General features: G+C 65.1%; 17 protein-coding genes and 1 pseudogene. 8 read left to right on the top strand and 10 right to left on the bottom strand.

Annotation, left to right across the window (positions count from 1 at the left end; genetic code table 11):
• Window positions 1-447: 447 nt before the first annotated feature.
• Together PWF70_RS11425 and PWF70_RS11420 are read right to left on the bottom strand one after the other, a co-directional pair.
• Window positions 448-774 (bottom strand): helix-turn-helix domain-containing protein, encoded by a 327-nt coding sequence (locus tag PWF70_RS11425; protein WP_035755478.1) that lies wholly within the window; start codon window positions 772-774, stop codon window positions 448-450.
• Window positions 771-1817, bottom strand: a complete 1047-nt coding sequence (locus PWF70_RS11420; RefSeq protein ID WP_268897859.1) for a tyrosine-type recombinase/integrase — start codon at window positions 1815-1817, stop codon at window positions 771-773. The genes PWF70_RS11425 and PWF70_RS11420 overlap by 4 nt, the downstream gene beginning before the upstream one ends.
• Window positions 1818-1938: 121 nt before the next feature.
• Between PWF70_RS11420 and PWF70_RS11415 the strand changes: the two are divergent.
• From PWF70_RS11415 to PWF70_RS11405, 3 genes and pseudogenes are all read left to right on the top strand, one after another.
• Window positions 1939-2061, top strand: a pseudogene (locus tag PWF70_RS11415) (transcriptional regulator); the annotation flags it as partial.
• A gap of 285 nt (window positions 2062-2346) precedes the next feature.
• Entirely contained in the window at window positions 2347-2748 is a 402-nt protein-coding gene (locus PWF70_RS11410) for an ArsR/SmtB family transcription factor (RefSeq protein WP_035755482.1), read from the top strand.
• The gene (locus PWF70_RS11405; RefSeq protein ID WP_268897829.1) at window positions 2745-4691 is read left to right on the top strand and encodes a heavy metal translocating P-type ATPase; all 1947 of its coding nucleotides are present in this window, start codon (window positions 2745-2747) and stop codon (window positions 4689-4691) included. The genes PWF70_RS11410 and PWF70_RS11405 overlap by 4 nt, the downstream gene beginning before the upstream one ends.
• A 165-nt stretch (window positions 4692-4856) precedes the next feature.
• Here the strand turns inward: PWF70_RS11405 and PWF70_RS11400 are convergent, their stop codons facing one another.
• The 3 genes from PWF70_RS11400 to PWF70_RS11390 form a co-directional block, all read right to left on the bottom strand.
• Window positions 4857-5117, bottom strand: a complete 261-nt coding sequence (locus tag PWF70_RS11400) for a redoxin NrdH (RefSeq protein ID WP_268897828.1) — start codon at window positions 5115-5117, stop codon at window positions 4857-4859.
• A 301-nt stretch (window positions 5118-5418) separates the two neighbouring features.
• Window positions 5419-5793 (bottom strand): helix-turn-helix domain-containing protein, encoded by a 375-nt coding sequence (locus tag PWF70_RS11395; RefSeq protein WP_268897827.1) that lies wholly within the window; start codon window positions 5791-5793, stop codon window positions 5419-5421.
• Window positions 5790-6464: a DUF6349 family protein gene (locus PWF70_RS11390; RefSeq protein WP_268897826.1), complete on the bottom strand. Its 675-nt coding sequence runs from the start codon at window positions 6462-6464 to the stop codon at window positions 5790-5792. The genes PWF70_RS11395 and PWF70_RS11390 overlap by 4 nt, the downstream gene beginning before the upstream one ends.
• 118 nt (window positions 6465-6582) lie before the next feature.
• Between PWF70_RS11390 and PWF70_RS11385 the strand changes: the two genes are divergently transcribed.
• Both PWF70_RS11385 and PWF70_RS11380 read left to right on the top strand, forming a co-directional pair.
• A complete protein-coding gene (locus PWF70_RS11385; RefSeq protein WP_268897825.1) occupies window positions 6583-6837 on the top strand; it encodes a hypothetical protein in 255 nt (84 codons plus the stop codon).
• Window positions 6838-6868: 31 nt separating this feature from the next.
• A complete protein-coding gene (locus PWF70_RS11380; RefSeq protein ID WP_268897824.1) occupies window positions 6869-7399 on the top strand; it encodes a hypothetical protein in 531 nt (176 codons plus the stop codon).
• A gap of 11 nt (window positions 7400-7410) precedes the next feature.
• Here the strand turns inward: PWF70_RS11380 and PWF70_RS11375 are convergent, their stop codons facing one another.
• Genes PWF70_RS11375 through PWF70_RS11365 form a run of 3 tightly spaced genes read right to left on the bottom strand, consistent with a single transcriptional unit; the run spans window position 7411 to window position 10423 of the window.
• Window positions 7411-8664, bottom strand: coding sequence for a PIN-like domain-containing protein (locus PWF70_RS11375; protein ID WP_268897823.1), 1254 nt, complete (start codon window positions 8662-8664; stop codon window positions 7411-7413).
• Between the two features lie 59 nt (window positions 8665-8723).
• Window positions 8724-9755, bottom strand: a complete 1032-nt coding sequence (locus PWF70_RS11370) for a nucleotidyl transferase AbiEii/AbiGii toxin family protein (RefSeq protein ID WP_268897822.1) — start codon at window positions 9753-9755, stop codon at window positions 8724-8726.
• Window positions 9755-10423: a type IV toxin-antitoxin system AbiEi family antitoxin domain-containing protein gene (locus PWF70_RS11365; RefSeq protein ID WP_268897821.1), complete on the bottom strand. Its 669-nt coding sequence runs from the start codon at window positions 10421-10423 to the stop codon at window positions 9755-9757. The genes PWF70_RS11370 and PWF70_RS11365 overlap by 1 nt, the downstream gene beginning before the upstream one ends.
• Window positions 10424-10486: 63 nt before the next feature.
• Between PWF70_RS11365 and PWF70_RS11360 the strand changes: the two genes are divergently transcribed.
• A complete protein-coding gene (locus PWF70_RS11360; protein WP_268897820.1) occupies window positions 10487-10837 on the top strand; it encodes an ArsR/SmtB family transcription factor in 351 nt (116 codons plus the stop codon).
• On the top strand, window positions 10824-11165 hold the full coding sequence (locus PWF70_RS11355; protein ID WP_268897819.1) for a DUF3703 domain-containing protein: 342 nt from the start codon (window positions 10824-10826) through the stop codon (window positions 11163-11165). The genes PWF70_RS11360 and PWF70_RS11355 overlap by 14 nt, the downstream gene beginning before the upstream one ends.
• A gap of 92 nt (window positions 11166-11257) precedes the next feature.
• Here the strand turns inward: PWF70_RS11355 and PWF70_RS11350 are convergent, their stop codons facing one another.
• Complete coding sequence (locus PWF70_RS11350) at window positions 11258-11917, bottom strand: DUF5134 domain-containing protein (RefSeq protein ID WP_268897818.1); 660 nt, start codon at window positions 11915-11917, stop codon at window positions 11258-11260.
• Between the two features lie 54 nt (window positions 11918-11971).
• Between PWF70_RS11350 and PWF70_RS11345 the strand changes: the two genes are divergently transcribed.
• Entirely contained in the window at window positions 11972-14035 is a 2064-nt protein-coding gene (locus PWF70_RS11345) for a cytochrome c oxidase assembly protein (RefSeq protein ID WP_268897817.1), read from the top strand.
• On the opposite strand, the gene PWF70_RS11340 is transcribed toward PWF70_RS11345, so the two are convergent.
• Window positions 13973-16222 carry a heavy metal translocating P-type ATPase gene (locus PWF70_RS11340; protein WP_268897816.1) on the bottom strand — a complete coding sequence of 750 codons (2250 nt, stop codon included), beginning with the start codon at window positions 16220-16222 and terminating at the stop codon, window positions 13973-13975. The two genes, PWF70_RS11345 and PWF70_RS11340, sit on opposite strands and share 63 nt — an antisense overlap.
• Window positions 16223-16287: the final 65 nt, after the last annotated feature.

Raw genomic sequence — 16287 nt, 5'->3', positions numbered from 1 at the left:
GTCCCAAGGGCCACCGGGTGTGCACTTCACGGAGCAGTCCGCAACGTCCGCACGTCTCCTCGGGTGCTCTCGCGCAGCGCCGGCACAGGTCCACGGCGCCGGGGCGAGCTCTGATCGCGATCGGCGCGTGGTCGTTGCAGCGTCCGCAGAGGCGTGCCGGTGCGGTGTAGCAGCGCTGGCACAGCTCGCCGTCCTCACCGCTGGTCTTGATCTGGTCGATCTGTCCGCAGCCGGTGCAGCGGCGTTTGGGACGCGCACAGTGACCGCATAGCGGATCGCCTGCGGCCGTGCGTGTGCTGGGGGCGGTGCGCTTGCCGCAGTTGCCGCACGGTTCGCGGCGGCGGATGTTGTAGCAGGACCGGCAAATTCCCCCTTCGGGTGTGCGTTGAGATCTCGGGGCGATGGTGCCGCAGTCCGAACAGGGATACTTAGGCGGAGAGGCGACACTCACGACTCGGTGCCCGGTCGTCGAATGGTGGTGCGACGAGCGGTGATCGGTGTGACCCCTGCCGGTTTGCCGGCAGTCTTGCGGACTGTGGTGTCGACGATGTGGGGTTCGATCAGATCGTTGGGGGTGCACTCGAGGATGTCGCACAGGGCGACCAGGGTGTGCATGCTCAGCCGTTGCGGTTGTCCTGTCACCAGCCGGTACACCTGCTCGCGGGAGAGTGTGATCCCGCGGTCAGCGAGGTGCGGTTGCAGATCGGTGGTTGAGTACATGCCGTGGGCGGCCATCCTGGCTCGCAGATGCCACGTGTAGTCGATCTGCTTCATGTCGGGGTCCCGTCATTGAGGAGGTGGCCGTATCGGGCGTGGATGGACTGCATGAGCAGTCCGTTGCGGTACTCGTTGCTGACCCCGATGTAGACCGCCGTGGTCGAGGAGAATGCATGGCCGACTTGTTCCTGGATGAATCGTTCGGGGTAGTCGAACTCCACCAGATGCGTGACGTAGGAGTGGCGCAGCGAGTGGAGGTCGAGTGTCGGGTCGATTCCTGCGGCGTCGCGGGCGGTGGCGAAGGCGGTGTTGAGTGCGCGCACTCCCAGTCGGCTGCCGCGTTCGGTGAGAAACAGTGCTGGGTGTCCGGTGTGGTCGAGCTCGCTGCGCACTTCGGTGAGGTAGTGGTCGAGGATGTCCACGATCCAGCTCATCTCCGGCACCGTGAGCACGGTGCGGCGTTTGGGCGGGCCGCCCCGGGCCGCTTTGCCGTGCCGCACTGTCAGTGCCCCGAACCGCCCGAAGGCTGGGAACTTCGAGTTCCTGCGGAGATCAACGACGTCGCTGCGGGAAACCTCCTGCCGGCGTAGGCCGTAGGCGTAGCAGTATTTCAGTGCTACTGCGTCTCGCAGCGCCGGTATCGCTCCTTTCCGGCCGCGAGATCGGATCTGCGCGACCCGTGCGTCGGCGGCATCGAACAGCGCCTGGACCTCGTCGTAGGTCAGTGGCCGTCGACCGGGATCACCTTCGTACTCACCGATGTGGATGATGGAGTTGTCTTCGTGGAAGACCTGCACGGGCGCGCGACCGAACTGAGCAATGCACTCAGTAACCCAGTCGTAGCGGGCATCGATCAGGTAGGCACAGAACAGGCCGATGTCCACCTCGTACCCGCGGACGGTGGACAACCGAAGTGGGGTTGAGCCCGATCGAAGATGACTGATCCACGCTTCGCCCTCCTCGGGGGTCCACTGCCACGGATACAATCCAGCGAACTCGGCGAATCGGCGCACGAGCCGCATTCGAGGACCGATCGTCGACTCGCGCAGGAACTTTGTCCGCTGCTGCTGAGCCCACCCGTCAACCATCGCATCGAACATCGCCCGTTCAGGATCGAGCTGCACAACATTCTGGGTCAGCGCTTGTCGCGCGCTGACAACGTCGTCACGTGTCACACCTATGTTGTATCAGATGCATCAATGATGCACGCAACTGTTCTGCTGCCTACGTGGGTGCGGTCTAGTGATCGCGACGCCTGAGGGTCGGCGCAGTCGATATGAGTTGGCTGACAGTCGGATTGGGCATGCACTCGACGGTCTACTTGGGCCGGTCCTCACGGTGGATTCCGCACCGACGTCGCAGACGGACTGGCCCTCGGCGTGCAGGGACCCCCACGTTCTTTCTCGACGACCAGCGGTGAGAACCCGCCTCAATCGACGACCTCACGCAGCCCCTTCACCAGGCTGCGACGGATCAAACCCCTTTAGGAAGTCCACACCGCCAGATGGCACTCTGTCGTATCGACAGAAGCGGTCTCCCACGTTTGCCGCGTTCCGCAAAGCTCCTACGAGGTACGAACTGCACCGACCCACGCTTTGATTGATCGTTGATAGCAGTTATCATCGGTATATGACGATGAATGAAGTTGGTGAGTGTTTCGTTTCGAACGGCACCGGATCGAATGTGGATGCGGCGGTGGCGTTGTTCCACAGCCTGTCTGATGGCACCCGCTTAGCGATCGTGCGTCGCCTAGCTACCGGGGAGGCCAGGGTCGCCGACCTCGTAACAGAGTTGGGACTGGCGCAGTCGACGGTGTCGGCGCATGTGGCATGCCTGCGCGACTGCCGACTGGTGGAGGGCCGCCCACAGGGCAGGCAGGTGTTTTACAGCCTCACCCGCCCTGAGCTGATGGATTTGCTGGCATCGGCGGAAACTCTGCTGGCTGCCACCGGCAGCGCGGTAGCGCTCTGCCCGAACTACGTCAGCGACGTCACCGATTCAGTCCAGGCCAGCAAGGAGAGTCTTCGATGAGCGATGCGTGCGGCTGCGGCCACGACGAACCCACCACCGACGAGACCGAGGAACACGCGCCGGAACCCCTGTGGCAGGTCCGGGAACTCCAGTTTGCGGCAGTTTCCGGGGTGTTTCTGTTGGGCGCGTTGATTGTCGGCTGGGTCGGCGCACCCCGCGCGGTCGAGATCGGCCTCGAGGCGGTAGCACTGGCGCTGGGGGCCTGGACGTTCGTGCCTTCTACCCTGCGCCGGTTGGTGAAGGGACAGATCGGGGTCGGCACATTGATGACCATCGCCGCGGTTGGTGCGGTCATCCTCGGCGAGGTCGGAGAGGCGGCAATGTTGGCCGTCTTGTTCTCCATCAGCGAAGGCCTCGAGGAGTACTCGCTGGCCCGCACCCGCCGTGGTTTGCGGGCCCTGTTGTCGCTGGTGCCCGACCAAGCGACCGTGCGCCGCGGCGGCACTGACGTGATGGTGGCACCGAGTGAGCTACGCGTCGGCGACATCGTTTTGGTCAGGCCCGGCGAGCGGGTCGCCACGGACGGCGTAGTACTCAGTGGGCATACAGCACTGGACGTTTCGGCGATCACCGGCGAATCGGTCCCGGTCGAGGTCGGTCCGAAGGCAGAGGTGTTCGCCGGGTCGATCAATGGCACTGGGGTACTGGAAGTCGAGGTCACCACGACCTCCGAGGACAACTCGCTGGCCCGGATCGTCCGGATCGTCGAGGCTGAACAATCCCGCAAGGGCGCGAGCCAACGCCTGGCCGACCGGATCGCCAAGCCCTTAGTGCCCGGCGTGATGGTCGCCGCGGCCCTGGTCGCAGGGATCGGTAGTCTCGTTGGCGACCCGATGGTATGGATCGAACGCGCGTTGGTGGTGCTGGTCGCCGCGTCTCCGTGCGCGCTGGCGATTTCGGTGCCGGTCACCGTGGTCGCTGCGGTCGGAGCGGCAAGCAAGTTGGGTGTCCTGGTCAAGGGTGGCGCCGCGCTCGAGGCGCTGGGCAGGGTCCGCAATATCGCCCTCGACAAGACTGGCACACTTACCCGTAATCAGCCGGCCGTCATCGAAGTCGCTACCACAAACGGCACACGCGGAGAACAAGTCCTCGCCGTTGCCGCGGCGCTGGAAGCCCAAAGCGAACACCCTCTGGCGCGCGCGATTCTGGCCGCTACCGATCTGCGGATGGCGGCGGCCGAGGTCGAATCTGTCACCGGCGCCGGACTGACCGGCCTCGTCGGTGGCCGTCCCGCCCGGCTCGGCCGACCGGGCTGGCTAGACGCCGGTGAACTCTCGGACACAGTCACGGCGATGCAAGAAGCTGGTGCCACTGCCGTGCTGGTTGAATACGACGGCCAGCTCATCGGCGCCATCGCGGTGCGCGACGAGCTGCGGCCTGAAGCGGCCGAGGTGGTTAGCCACCTTCATCGGTCCGGTTATCAGGTAGCAATGCTCACCGGCGACAACACGGCCACCGCTACCGCCCTCGCCGCGCAAGCTGGCATCACAGACGTTCACGCCGAGCTACGACCGGAAGACAAAGCCCACCTGATCACGCAATTGCGCAAGTCGCGGCCGACAGCGATGGTCGGCGACGGCGTCAACGACGCACCCGCGCTGGCCACCGCAGACCTGGGCGTCGCCATGGGCGCGATGGGCACCGACGTCGCGATCGAAACCGCCGACGTAGCTCTCATGGGCGAAGACCTACGGCATCTGCCCCAAGCGTTCGACCACGCCCGCCGTGCCCGCCGCATCATGCTGCAAAACGTCGGGTTGTCGCTGGTGATCGTCGTCGGCCTGATGCCGCTGGCCCTGTTCGGCGTACTCGGCTTAGCAGCCGTGGTGCTTGTCCACGAACTCGCAGAGATCGTCGTCATTGCCAACGGTGTGCGTGCAGGCCGTGCGAAACCACTGACCGCCCCACCCGCAACCTCAGCCCCAATCACAGTGTCGGCGTAGGCAAAAGCAACTTCCATACCGGTGAGCACAACCCACACCCGGGTTGTGCTCACCGTGCTCGCCCTGCTTATTGCCGTCGGCGATCTGAGCCTATGACGCCCAATCTGGAACAGGCGCTTAAGCAAACTGTGAGGAACTCGATCGTTGGCGAGTCGACCTCGGTTCTCACCCAGCCAATGTTGCATCAGCTGGCAATAAATCCCGTTCGGCGAGAGCCTTGACTCGGTCTGGGCGGAACCCCGACCAGTGCGTGTCGCCGGCAACCACGACCGGTGCCTGCTGGTAGCCCAGGCTCATCACGTAGTCGCGGGCCTCGTCGTCGGCGCTGATGTCGACCACCTGATAAGTCAAACCCTGCTTGTCCAACGCTTTGTAGGTGGCGTGGCACTGGACGCAGGCGGGCTTGGTGAACACGGTGATCGTCATTTCTGAAACCTTTCTTTCGGTGGCTGTTTGCTTTCTTCTATTCTATACCCTTTGGACTGTATATGCAAGGGCTGCAACGTATTTCAATGTCCAAAGAAATGCACCGCGACATGCTGTTAGGGGTCCTTTGAATGCTCTCCACCTCCTCTATTCCAGGATTCTTTTTATGCGTTCGGAAATCTCCACAGAAACGCGCACCGAATACCTTCGGAATTGCAGGGGTTGCGTGACTGCGCCGGTAGGCAAGAGGGCTCTGGCCCTCGGGATGGCTGCTGGCGGCGCTGAGAGTGGCGGGGCCGGGTCAGCGGATGGTGGCGATGAGTGCGCTGGGTGTGGTGTGCAGGGCGCGAGCGATCCGGGTGAGTGTGACCACGGTCGGTGCGCGCTCACCGGCCTCGATGCCGCGCAGGAAGGTCCGGCTGGTGCCGACGGTGCGGGCCAGTGCTTGCTGGCTGATCTTGAGTTCGGTGCGGCGGGCGACGATCGCGGCTCCGACGGCGGTCATGACGGCGGTCTCGTCGACGCTGATCGCGGACGGGTCGCTCGACATGGATTCGGGCCTCTCGGGGGCGGTGGGTGGTTGTGTGGTGTCGAGCTTGCCAGAGCCGACCGAAGGCGAGTGCGTGCCGTGCCCGGCACGCAGGCCGGGCACGGCTCGATCGGTGGTGTCGGTCATCGGCCGAGCGTTTCGGCGGCGACGTCGTAGCCTCCCCACAACGATCGGCCTGGCACCGCCCGCCACCCGTGCGGTCCGCGGCGGGTGATCATCGGGTAGCCCTGGGGGCGTTCGGTGCCGTGTAGCTCAGTGACGGTGGTTTCCCAGTTGCGGCGGGTGCGGCGCTTGGGTCCGTCGTCGTAGGGCGCCGAGGGCACGATCGGGTCGTCGCGCCATCCCGGGAAGCAGTGATCCAGGCCCACCAGCGCCGCGTCGGTGTCGTCGTCGACAACCTCGGAGTGCCAGCCGCAGCCTCGGCAGAAGCTGCGCGAGACCAGATCACCCACGCACAGGCAACCGCGGTGCGAGGCCCGGTTGCATCGGAGATCGGTTTGCAGGGTGATCGGGATGCACGTGTCAGTCGGTTCGCGGCTGCTCGCGTACTCACCGATCGCCACGTGCCAGCCGTGCGAGTCGCGCAGGCAGGCGAGATCAGGCCACGCCTTCCTCCACTGCGTCATCGCGTGCTCGTAGTCGGCAATCGTGGTGCACCGCAACGCATACAAGCGAGGGACACCAGTTGTGCGTTCGGCGTGCGCACGCTCATCGCGTGCCGCCTCGGCGAACATGTCGAGCTGTAGGCCGTGCGAGGACGGCGCGGTCGGCTTCGTCGGGAGAGTGGTTGTGGTCATGACTTGACTGTACCCCATAGGGTGCATACGGTGAACCCTATAAGGTGCAGACCTACGGCGGGTTAGACGCTCAGAACATGAACCACCACAGCAACATTCGACACAACGGGAGCCTCGCATGTCGTGGAGCTACAGCAACATCGCCGCCAGCCCGAGCGCACGCGAGATCATCCGCGCCACCAACGTGCTCCAGACCGGACATCCTGAGCTGGTACCCATCGAGCACGTGCACGCCATGGTCGATCTGACGTGGTCCCAATGGGCACTCGGTCTCGCCGAAATCCTCACCACCGGTATCGGGATCGTCCTGGCCGATGACGAGAACCGCGAATGCCTGTTCCTGACCCGCACCCCGATCTACGCCGCCAACTGACGCCCCACGACGTCATCTGAGAGGACACCCCATGACGCACCGCCCATCGTCCGACCACGACAACGACATCGACCTGCTCGATCTGCTAGACGGCACCGCCGAGCGCATCGAGGAGCAACGTCGCCTCGATGCCGAGGTTGCGACCCTGCGCCAGCTGTGGGAGCAACGTCGGGCCGGTCGCCCCGACGGCCAACCCGTACCGACCGGTGAGGACTGGTGTGGCCGCTGCGGGCAGAACACCTTCGACTACGGGCTGGTCATCAACCACGACCTGGGCTACCTCGGCTGCCCGGTCGAGGTCGACCCCACCTGGTCGAAGTACCAGTGCGTCGGCTTCCGAGGCGCGGTGGGCTACCCGTCAAGCACGCTGACCGTCGAAGACCTCTGCGACCGCTGGGACCGCCAGTTCTTCCCCGGCTGCGAATGCGGGCACCCCTGGGGAGTACACACCCACGCCGCCCACCCCACCTGGAGCTTCGCCTGCAACACCTCGTGCGGTTGCCCGATCTACCGGGAGGCTAAGACCGAGACGGGTGGAGTTCGCGGCACGCCAGCGACGTGATTGCACTGGGTCTATGCGGGCTTGTCGTCGTCATCGTGCGGGTCGTCGTCCCGATCGTCCTCGTCATTGACGGCCTCTAGTCGCTCGCCGGAATCGGTATTGGAGAGCGCCGGGTTCACCTCGCTGCGCAAGAACTCCGCGAACGCCTTAGATGCCGGATTGCCCGGCCCGTACATAAACTTCTGGAACGACTTAGATGCGGGATTGTCTGCCCCGTACATGAAGTTCCGGAACGCCTCGGAGTGCAGCGTTGTGTTAAACGCTTCGTTGGTGCGGACCCATTCCCTCAGGAGCTCCCTCGTCTCTTGGGACGGCAGTTCGATCCTTGAACCAGGAGGGGAGAGATAGATGCGTGCATTCTTGACCTCGTCGATCACATCGGCGTCCACATCGGCGTCGAGGTATTTGTTGAGGTCTTCAAGGAAGGTGCCCGAGTTGACGTGGTGGTATCGCTGGCCGGTTTCGTCGGCGAACTCACGCAGAAGGTCAGGCAGAGGCCCGAAGTCCTTGCCATCGACGATCTGACGCCAGTCTGCCTTCATGTCGTCGCTCAGAAACAACACGTCCTGCTTGACAGCTCTGGCCAGGCCCATCATCTCCATCCAGATGAGCGGGTCACCGATCCCGCCGTCCCGCTTGGACTCATCGACTCCGGTCCCCGGCGGCATGGCAGCGGAGAGCCGGGCACGCGCTTGGTCCTCCCATGCCCGGAGGTCGGTCGATGTCCGCCGAGGACCTATCTGACCGGCATCGGTGAACAGCTTCTCGATACGATCCCGGATGGGGTCATCTGTCTGAATTTGTCTGGGGTGGAGGATGTTCGACTCTCGCTCTGCCCGTATCACTTCGCCGACGGCTGTCGCGGCTTCTTTGAATGCCTTGTCTACCGCATCGACTAGTCGTTTCTGTACTCCGGTGTCCTTAACCTCGCTGATAGCCGCGCGAAGTTCCTGCAGGAGCTGACTATGGACACCTTTGCCCTTGACCCCTGAGATGATGTTCGTCGCTCTGGTGTATTGCTTGGCGTGATCGTCTGTAACTGACAGTCGTTGACGGTGGTATTCGAGGCCCGCGCGGTAGGGAAGGAACAGGCGGGGACGGATCTCGTCCCGTTCGAGCTGGACGAGGATCTTTTCGCGGGACTCTTTCGATATTCGGTACAGGCCCAGCAGGACGTTGGCATCCACAGCGATTCTGGCGGAGGTGACGAAGTCGCTGCGCTCATCATCGCCATCGGGGTACCACTCACCGAACACATCCTGCATCGCGTTCTCCTGCCTTCGCTGCGCTGTGCCCGCTTTGCGCCGGGCGCGCTGGTCACAATTTAAAGCTCGGGTCCGTGGTCGCGGGAGCGTTCTGTGCCACGTGGTGACGGCCGCGGGGAGCTCTCGGTTGCCGGTGTGCGGGGTGCCGCCTGTGGAGCACGGGTGTCGCCGAGCAGTTCTCCAATCGAACGTGGTCTCTCCGAAGTCCAGACTCCGTCGTCGGGGTCCCACTGGCCGTTCCCGGTCGTGCCCGCCAGGATTGGTTCGATGAGGCTGTTGGCGGCCGCGAGCGCGGCGTCGGCCTGGTGCAGGTGCGCCGGCAAACCGCTGTGGGCGGCGCGTTGGGGGTAGTCGCGTTCCCAGGTCGGGTTGGGCAGGGCCAACGGCACCGGGATAGTCAGTCCACGGCGCTGTTCTTGGTGGCGGATCGCGGCGCGCAGCTGCTCGGCATCGAACGATTGTGTGCGGGCGAGGATGACGAGGTCGACCAGATCGTGGGCACGGGTCGAGGGGCTGTCGCCGTGGGTGCCGTGCAGCTCGTAGAGGGCCGCGACCTTGTCAGCGACCGCTTCGGCGGCGGCCTGCATACGGATCACGGGCATGGGGTCGAGTTCGTCGAGCGCGAGCACCGGGCGCGGGCTGATCGTCTCGGGCGGTAGCAGCATCTCCCGGTGGGTGGCGAGGTCGAGCGTGGCGTCGGAGAACCGTTGTCCGGCAATGTTGTAGCGGATACGTCCGGCGAACAATCCGGGACTGCGGGTCGCGGTGATCGTGATGTCGAACTCGCCGAAGTCGCCGGGGCCGGGGTGGGCGGCCTGGCGCAGCGAGTGCTGCATGTGTTCGGCGTCGAGGCGGGTGGCCAGGTCGGCGTCGGTGGTGGGGCGGGCCTGGGTCGGTGCCCGGAATTGCAGGGCGGTGCCGCCGGTGAGGATCCACTGGTCGGCGTAGGGGGAGCGGAACAGCCGGGCCAGGAACAACTGGAGGGTCACGGTCTGAGCGAGTTCGTCGCGGCTGAATCTGCTCGTCCGTGCTTCGGCGGACAGGCGGGCTTTCAGCCCGGCGCGGAACGCTTCTTCGGACGCATACGCCATCAGCCGACCAACACCGGTTCGGCCGGCATCTGGGCCTGATCGAGCAGCGAAGCGAACAGCTCAGCACCGGAGGCGTAGTTCCAGCGCGGCGCGGCCCGATCACATGCCGCGATCAGCTCGTCGACGTCGACCAGCGATTCGGTCAGGCAGGTGTGCAGCGCGGTCCCGAGGTGCCCACCGTCGCCGTGGGTGAGCAGCAGGTCGGCCACAGTGAGCGCGGGTGTGGTGACCGGAAGTCCGTCGACGAGGTCCCAGTCGCGGCCGCAGTCACCGATCGGCCGGCGCCAGGTGCGCACCGACGGGTCGCGGACGTTGATGCGGTGCGGGCTGCTCAGCTCGAGCCCGGATGCGGTGATCGTGCCCAATCGCAGCACCTGGGCGGCGGCGGCGTGGCTCACCACGCTGTCGGGGTGTGTGCGGCGTTCCTCGATGTCGGCGGCGGGGTGCAGCGCCAACCACTGTGCCGCCCAGTCGCCGACCGTGGTCCAGGCCGAGGACTCGGGGAGCTCGTAGACGCCGTGGTGAACCCGGACGATGGCCTCACGGGCAGCGAGGCGAGCCAGGACGTACGGCGCGACGCCAAGGTTGCGGGCCTGGGCGGTGGTGAACAAGCCAAACTGGCGATCCGCCAGCTCGCGGATCGCGCACCACCGGCCAGCGTCGATCATGCAGCAATAATAGCAACGTGAGGGGCCGCTCGACTGTTCAGAGTTCCTTGAATACATCGTGTCATGTATTATTTCGATGTGGACATAGTGGTTGAGGGGCAGCGCGACGCGTTGACGAGGTTTGGCTACGCACTATCCGACTCGACGCGCACGCAGGTGTTGGTGCGGTTGCGCCATGGTGGGGCCTATCCCGCGGACTTGGCTGAGGCGATTGGGGTGTCGCGGCAGGTGTTGTCGAATCATCTGGCCTGCCTGCGGGGGTGCGGTCTGGTGGTTGCGGTACCTGAGGGCCGACGGAGCCGGTATGAACTGACTGACAGCCGGATTGGTCATGCGCTCGATGATCTACTCGGGCTGGTACTTGCGTTGGATGCTCCGTGCTGCTCCGAGGACGCTCGCGATGGCTCGCATTAGTGAGGCAGCCCGTGACCTTTACCGGGCAGAGATGGCAGCGGCAGCTGTCACTGAGGTGGCCGAGCAGCGGTGGCGCCACTTTGAACGCGCCCACATCGTGTCCCAACCCGACCCGTGGTTGCATACCAAGAATCACATTGCCATGTTCAAGTTCGCTGTGCGCCAGCATGATCGGCGCGAAGCACTCGGCCAGGTGGTGCGCATCATCGTCGCCGCTCCGGGATCGTTGAGCGGACGGTACCCCGAGGGCAACACGGGACGGGTTTCCGCCGGTCTGATGCGCCCGATGCCGATTCCCGGCGATATCGCTTCTGCGTTGCGGTCATGAGCAGCGCAGACACAGCCAGGCTGAGCTCGCGCTGCGCGTTGGCCGGCAGCGGTACCGGGAATGACCGCTCACACTGAGGCTCGGGCGGCCTGCTAAAGCAGAGCTGCGAACATGATGACCGTCCCACCGGCGGTCATCGCATGGCATATCCATGGGGATCTTAGACGGGGGCGGCGAAGTGTCGTTACAGCGTTTGACATCGGTGGCCCTGGGGCCGCGGTGCGTGGCAGCTGAACCGACCGGGTTGCGCAGTAGATGGTGAGCGCGAGGAAACCGAGCACGAGTAGCAGCGTGACCGACCCCATCCACATGGGATTCGATGAGGCGCCGTGCAACTGCGCCATATCGCTGAGGGCATCGGTTCCCGACGGGCTGCCGTGGTGGGCGGGGGTAGCGGTAGCAGGAGCTGCGGAGGTGGCAGTGTGCCGGCTCATCACCGCATACATCCAGACCATGGAGGCCATCATCACTGCGGCATAGACGTGAAGTAGGCGGTCGTTGGTCCTCCGCACCGCGAAGACGACCGCGGTCACAGTGCCGAGAGCGAAGAGCAGCAGCAGCGGTAGGAGTGGAAGCTGATTGCCCTGTGGCCACGCCATGACGATCATCGCCAGCGACATCAGGAGCATGAGGCAGTGCGTGATCGACAGTCTCAGGTCGCTGCGACGGGCGGCTAGGGTGCGGATGCTGTCGATGGCGCCCACCGCGAAGAGGGCGGTGACGATCCACCGCAGGAGTAGATCGTCGATCACCGGTCCCTCGATCCTCGCGAGTTAACTACTATGCGCAGTAGTAGCATACTGTTGGTGGGCGAATCAAAGGCGTTGACGGAAGCTGTTACCCCGTCAATCCAGTCGCGACCGCAGCGCGCAATTGCTCTTCGGGTGGTAGCGCCGTTGGTGGTTGGTGGGCTGGTGCTGTTGTTGGCGGTCTATGCCTGGGTGTCCGGCGCCGCTCGCTACGTCGAGAGTGCGGATCCATATCCCGGGGTGGGCACAGCTGTGGCCGATGTGGTGGGCAATTTTGCTGGCTTTGCATTGGCTGCGGTGGTGCTTGGGGGACTGGTCTCGGTGGTGCTCACCGCCGTGCCTGACTCGCAGGGGTTTATCGACGCCGCGGTGTATCCGGTGTTTCGCCGCGTCCGTCGCGCCGCGGGGTGCTCTGTGGTTGTTGCGCTATTCATGGCTTTCACCGCGGCCGCGGACACCACTGGTGTGTCCGTGGGCGCGATGGTCTCGAGCGGCAAGGTCGGTTACGCGTTCAGTGTGAGTTTGCCGGCGCTGGCGTGGCTGGTTGTGACGACAGCGGGTGTCGTGGTGCTGATCGGTTCGGTGTCGCTGCGGTGGTCGATGCAGGTGGCGCTTATGGTTCCCGCGGCGGTTTGTGTGCTCGCCCTGCCCGTGGTCGGCAATGCCGCGCAGGGACCTGACCACGATTACACGACCGGCGCGGTGATCGTCTTCGCGGTCAGTTTGGCGTTGTCGGTGGGGCTGCGGTGGGCTGATCGGTACCGGGTTCGTGGTCTGGGGTTGGCGACCATCGACGAGGCTGCCGACCGGCGTGTTGGCTATGTCGTCCTGGGGGCCGATGTGTCGGCACTGGCGGGCGCGGTGGCTGTGACGCTGCTGCTGCGGACTCCCGATGTGTGGTCGTCGGCGTTCGGTCGCGCCGCGGGCCTGTTGGTTGCTGTACTGACGGTCCTGGTGGTGGCCGACCTTGTGCGCCTGCGCCGGGGCGTGGTGACGCCGGCAACCGCTTCTGTCCTTGCAGCGTCGACCGCACTGGTGGCCGTGGCCTGCTGGGCGGTGATGGACACCAGGGTCGCACCCGGGTTGATTGCCCACCCATTCACGGGCTGGGATGTCTACCTGGGCTATTCGCTTCCTGGCCCGCCTGATGTCGGATCGCTGGTCTCGCTGTGGCGTGTTGATCTCGTGGTGGGTGTGGCGGCGGTGGTGGGTGTCGTGGGGTATGTCGTCGCCGTCCGGAGGGAGCGGGGCAGCGGGCACCGCTGGCCGATCCGGCGAACGGTGTCGTGGGTCGCGGGGTGCGCTGTGGTGGTGGTGTCCACCAGCTCGGGGCTGAAGGCCTACGGCAACGCGTTGTTCAGCGTGCACATGGCCGAGCACACGGGTTTGACCATGATCGCGCCGATCTTGCTGGTGGGTGGTGCACCGATCACCTTGCTATTGAGGGTGCTGCCGACGACCGGAACCACCGGTGGCGCGGTGTGCCGACGGGCACTGCTGATCCTGTTCCGCTCGCGGGGTCTGCAGTTACTGCTCAATCCGATTGCCGCGTTCGCGTTGTTTGTGGGTTCGTCGTATCTGGTGTACTTCACACCGGTGTTCGACGTGCTCGTCCGCTACCACTGGGGGCATGTCGTGATGAGCGTGCTGTTCCTGGCCACCGGCTATCTGTTCTTCTGGGTGACTGTGGGGATCGATCCTGGACCCAGGCGATTACCGTTCCTGGCGCGGCTTGGTCTGCTGTTCGCCGTCATGCCTTTTCACGCCTTCTTTGGTATCGCGGTGATGACCTCCACCACGGTGATCGGGGAGTCCTTCTACAGCCAGTTGCAATTGCCGTGGAATCCCGATCTCGCGCGCACGCAATGGGTGGGCGGTGTGGTGGCTGCGGTGATCAGCGAGATTCCGATGGTGCTGGTTTGCCTGGTGCTGTTGGCGCAGTGGGTGCGTGCCGAACGCCGGCCCGATCGGTCCGAGTCCGCGGCCATTGATGCCGGCGACGCCCCCACCGTCGCTGCGATGGTCTCGGAGTTGGCCCAGCCCCAGCCGCTGTCACCCTCAGCGGTCTATACGCGCGAAGTTCTGCAAACGCAGGCTGTTGGAGACGACGAAAAACGATGACAACGCCATTGCGGCCCCGGCGATCAGAGGATTGAGCAATCCAGCGGCAGCCAACGGCAGTGCGGCGAGGTTGTAGCCGAACGCCCATGCCAGATTGGTGCGCATCGTGCGTCGCGTGGCCGAGGCGAGTTGCAGCGCCAGAGCGACGGTGGTGAGGTCATCGCGCACCAACACGATGTCGGCGGCGCCGATAGCAACATCGGTACCGCGTCCGATAGCAATGCCCAGATCAGCCGACGCGAGTGCGGGCCCGTCGTTGATGCCGTCGCCGACCATCGCCACACCAGCCCCACTACTGCGCACGTTGTCGATGATGGCCACTTTCTCGGCCGGGAGCACCCCGGCGATCACGTCGTCGATGCCGACCTGCTCCGCTGTGCGCTGCGCTGCGCCGGCGTTATCGCCGGTGACCAGTAACGTGCGAATTCCCATGCGGTGCAACTCATCGACCGCCTGGCGGGCAGAGGGTTTGATGCCATCACGAATGTCGATCAGGCCCCGGACTGCATCATCGGCTGCGACATAGACCGCGGTACCTCCAGAGCGCTCGATGTCAGCGCGCCGCGCGTCGATCGCGGCGGGCACCGCGGCGCTACGGGCGATCCATGCCGGGGAACCCACCTGCACCTTCACACCGTCGATCACCCCTCGCACGCCGCTACCGACGTCGGTGATTACCTCGTCGACGGGTGCAGCAAGCGACTGCGGACCGGCCGCGGCGGCGATAGCGGTGGCGATGGGGTGGCTGGTGTGCTGCTCGAGTGTCGCCGCCCAGCCGAGGATCAGCTCGGCACTGTCGTCGTCGACGGTGTACACGCCGGTGACGTGTGGCTGCCCGTTGGTGAGGGTGCCGGTCTTGTCGAAGACCACCACATCGATCGTCCCGGACAGTTCCAACGCGGCGTGTCCTTTGAGGAAGATGCCCAGTTGGGCGCCTCGCCCGGTAGCGATCACCAGCGCCATGGGCATGGCCAGGCCCAAGGCGCACGGGCAGGCGATGACCAGCACGGCCACCGCGGCACTCACGGCGTGCTCCCATGACGCCCCGGTGAGCGACCAGCCCACGAGAGTGGCTGCGGCTAGGGCGATGACACACGGAACGAAGATCGCGGCGATACGGTCGGCGACGCGTTGAGCGCGAGCCTTGGCTGTCTGCGCGCTGTCGACCAGCGCGATCATCTCGGCCAGGCGGGTGTCGTCACCGACTGCGGTGACTTCGACGCGTAGTCGCCCGTCGAGGCACGTCGTGCCCCCGACGGCGGTGGAGCGTTGCTCGGCTGACACCTGAACCGGCGTCGTCTCACCGGTCATGGCGCTGAGGTCCACAGTGGCGGTGCCCTCGATCACCTGCCCATCTGATGGAATGGTCTCTCCCGGCAGCACGATGAGTCGTTGCCCCACTTTGAGTTCCGCGAGGGGTATGAGCATGGTCGTGTCCCCTGCGCACTCGACTCGGGCGTCGGTGGCACGCAGGGCGGCCAGCGCTGTCAGTGCGTGAACGGCTTGTGTCCGGGCACGCGCCTCGTAGTAGCGTCCTGCCAGCACGAAGACGGTGACACCGGCGGCAACTTCGAGGTAGATGGAGTCGCTGGAGAAGATTGCTGACCACACCCCCTGGCCTGCGGTGGACGTCGCTTCGGCCGAGAACATCGAGTACACCGATAGTGCGGTCGCGGCCAGCACTCCCAGCGAGACGAGGGTGTCCATCGTGGCCACGCCGGTCCGCAACGTGCGCACAGCGGTGCGGTAGAAGGGCCACGCGCAGTAGGTCACCACAGGCGCGGCAAGCGCCACCAACACTGCTTGCCAGCCGGGGAAGCGAAGGTCGGGGACGACAGCAAGGACCACGGAGAGGTTGGCCAGGGGCACGAACAGGGCTAGCGCGACGATCAGCCGGGTGAACAGCGCCTTCGCAGTCGCCGAGTCTTCGTTGACGGCAGGGGCCTGCTCGGACAGTTCCGCAGCCGCATACCCTGCTGTGTGCACGGCGTCGATAGCATCGGCGACGTGTGCGTGGGTCTCGAGTTCCACGGTGGCTCGCCGAGTGGCGTAGTTGACCGAGGCGCGCACGCCGTCGAGTTTGTTGAGTTTGCGTTCCACCCGAGCTGCGCACGCACCGCAGGTCATTCCGCCCACATCAAGTTGGATGCGGCGTGTCGGGTGCGTGTCGTCAACGAGGTCGGTCACGGGTGGGCGCTTTCAGTAGGCGGTGAGGGCACGGCACCGCAGGAGATGCGAGAGCCCCCGTGGGG

Origin of the sequence: Gordonia sp. Swx-4, assembly GCF_030316175.1 — a bacterium.
Taxonomy (GTDB): Bacteria; Actinomycetota; Actinomycetes; order Mycobacteriales; family Mycobacteriaceae; genus Gordonia; species Gordonia alkanivorans.
This window is presented reverse-complemented; position numbering and strand designations above follow the sequence as displayed.

Coding starts and splice junctions, on each gene's coding strand:
- PWF70_RS11425 (WP_035755478.1), bottom strand. CDS start 774: ATGAAGCAGATCGACTACACGTGGCATCTGCGAGCCAGGATGGCCGCC.
- PWF70_RS11420 (WP_268897859.1), bottom strand. CDS start 1,817: ATGTTCGATGCGATGGTTGACGGGTGGGCTCAGCAGCAGCGGACAAAG.
- PWF70_RS11410 (WP_035755482.1), top strand. CDS start 2,347: ATGACGATGAATGAAGTTGGTGAGTGTTTCGTTTCGAACGGCACCGGA.
- PWF70_RS11405 (WP_268897829.1), top strand. CDS start 2,745: ATGAGCGATGCGTGCGGCTGCGGCCACGACGAACCCACCACCGACGAG.
- PWF70_RS11400 (WP_268897828.1), bottom strand. CDS start 5,117: ATGACGATCACCGTGTTCACCAAGCCCGCCTGCGTCCAGTGCCACGCC.
- PWF70_RS11395 (WP_268897827.1), bottom strand. CDS start 5,793: ATGACCGACACCACCGATCGAGCCGTGCCCGGCCTGCGTGCCGGGCAC.
- PWF70_RS11390 (WP_268897826.1), bottom strand. CDS start 6,464: ATGACCACAACCACTCTCCCGACGAAGCCGACCGCGCCGTCCTCGCAC.
- PWF70_RS11385 (WP_268897825.1), top strand. CDS start 6,583: ATGTCGTGGAGCTACAGCAACATCGCCGCCAGCCCGAGCGCACGCGAG.
- PWF70_RS11380 (WP_268897824.1), top strand. CDS start 6,869: ATGACGCACCGCCCATCGTCCGACCACGACAACGACATCGACCTGCTC.
- PWF70_RS11375 (WP_268897823.1), bottom strand. CDS start 8,664: ATGCAGGATGTGTTCGGTGAGTGGTACCCCGATGGCGATGATGAGCGC.
- PWF70_RS11370 (WP_268897822.1), bottom strand. CDS start 9,755: ATGGCGTATGCGTCCGAAGAAGCGTTCCGCGCCGGGCTGAAAGCCCGC.
- PWF70_RS11365 (WP_268897821.1), bottom strand. CDS start 10,423: ATGATCGACGCTGGCCGGTGGTGCGCGATCCGCGAGCTGGCGGATCGC.
- PWF70_RS11360 (WP_268897820.1), top strand. CDS start 10,487: ATGTATTATTTCGATGTGGACATAGTGGTTGAGGGGCAGCGCGACGCG.
- PWF70_RS11355 (WP_268897819.1), top strand. CDS start 10,824: ATGGCTCGCATTAGTGAGGCAGCCCGTGACCTTTACCGGGCAGAGATG.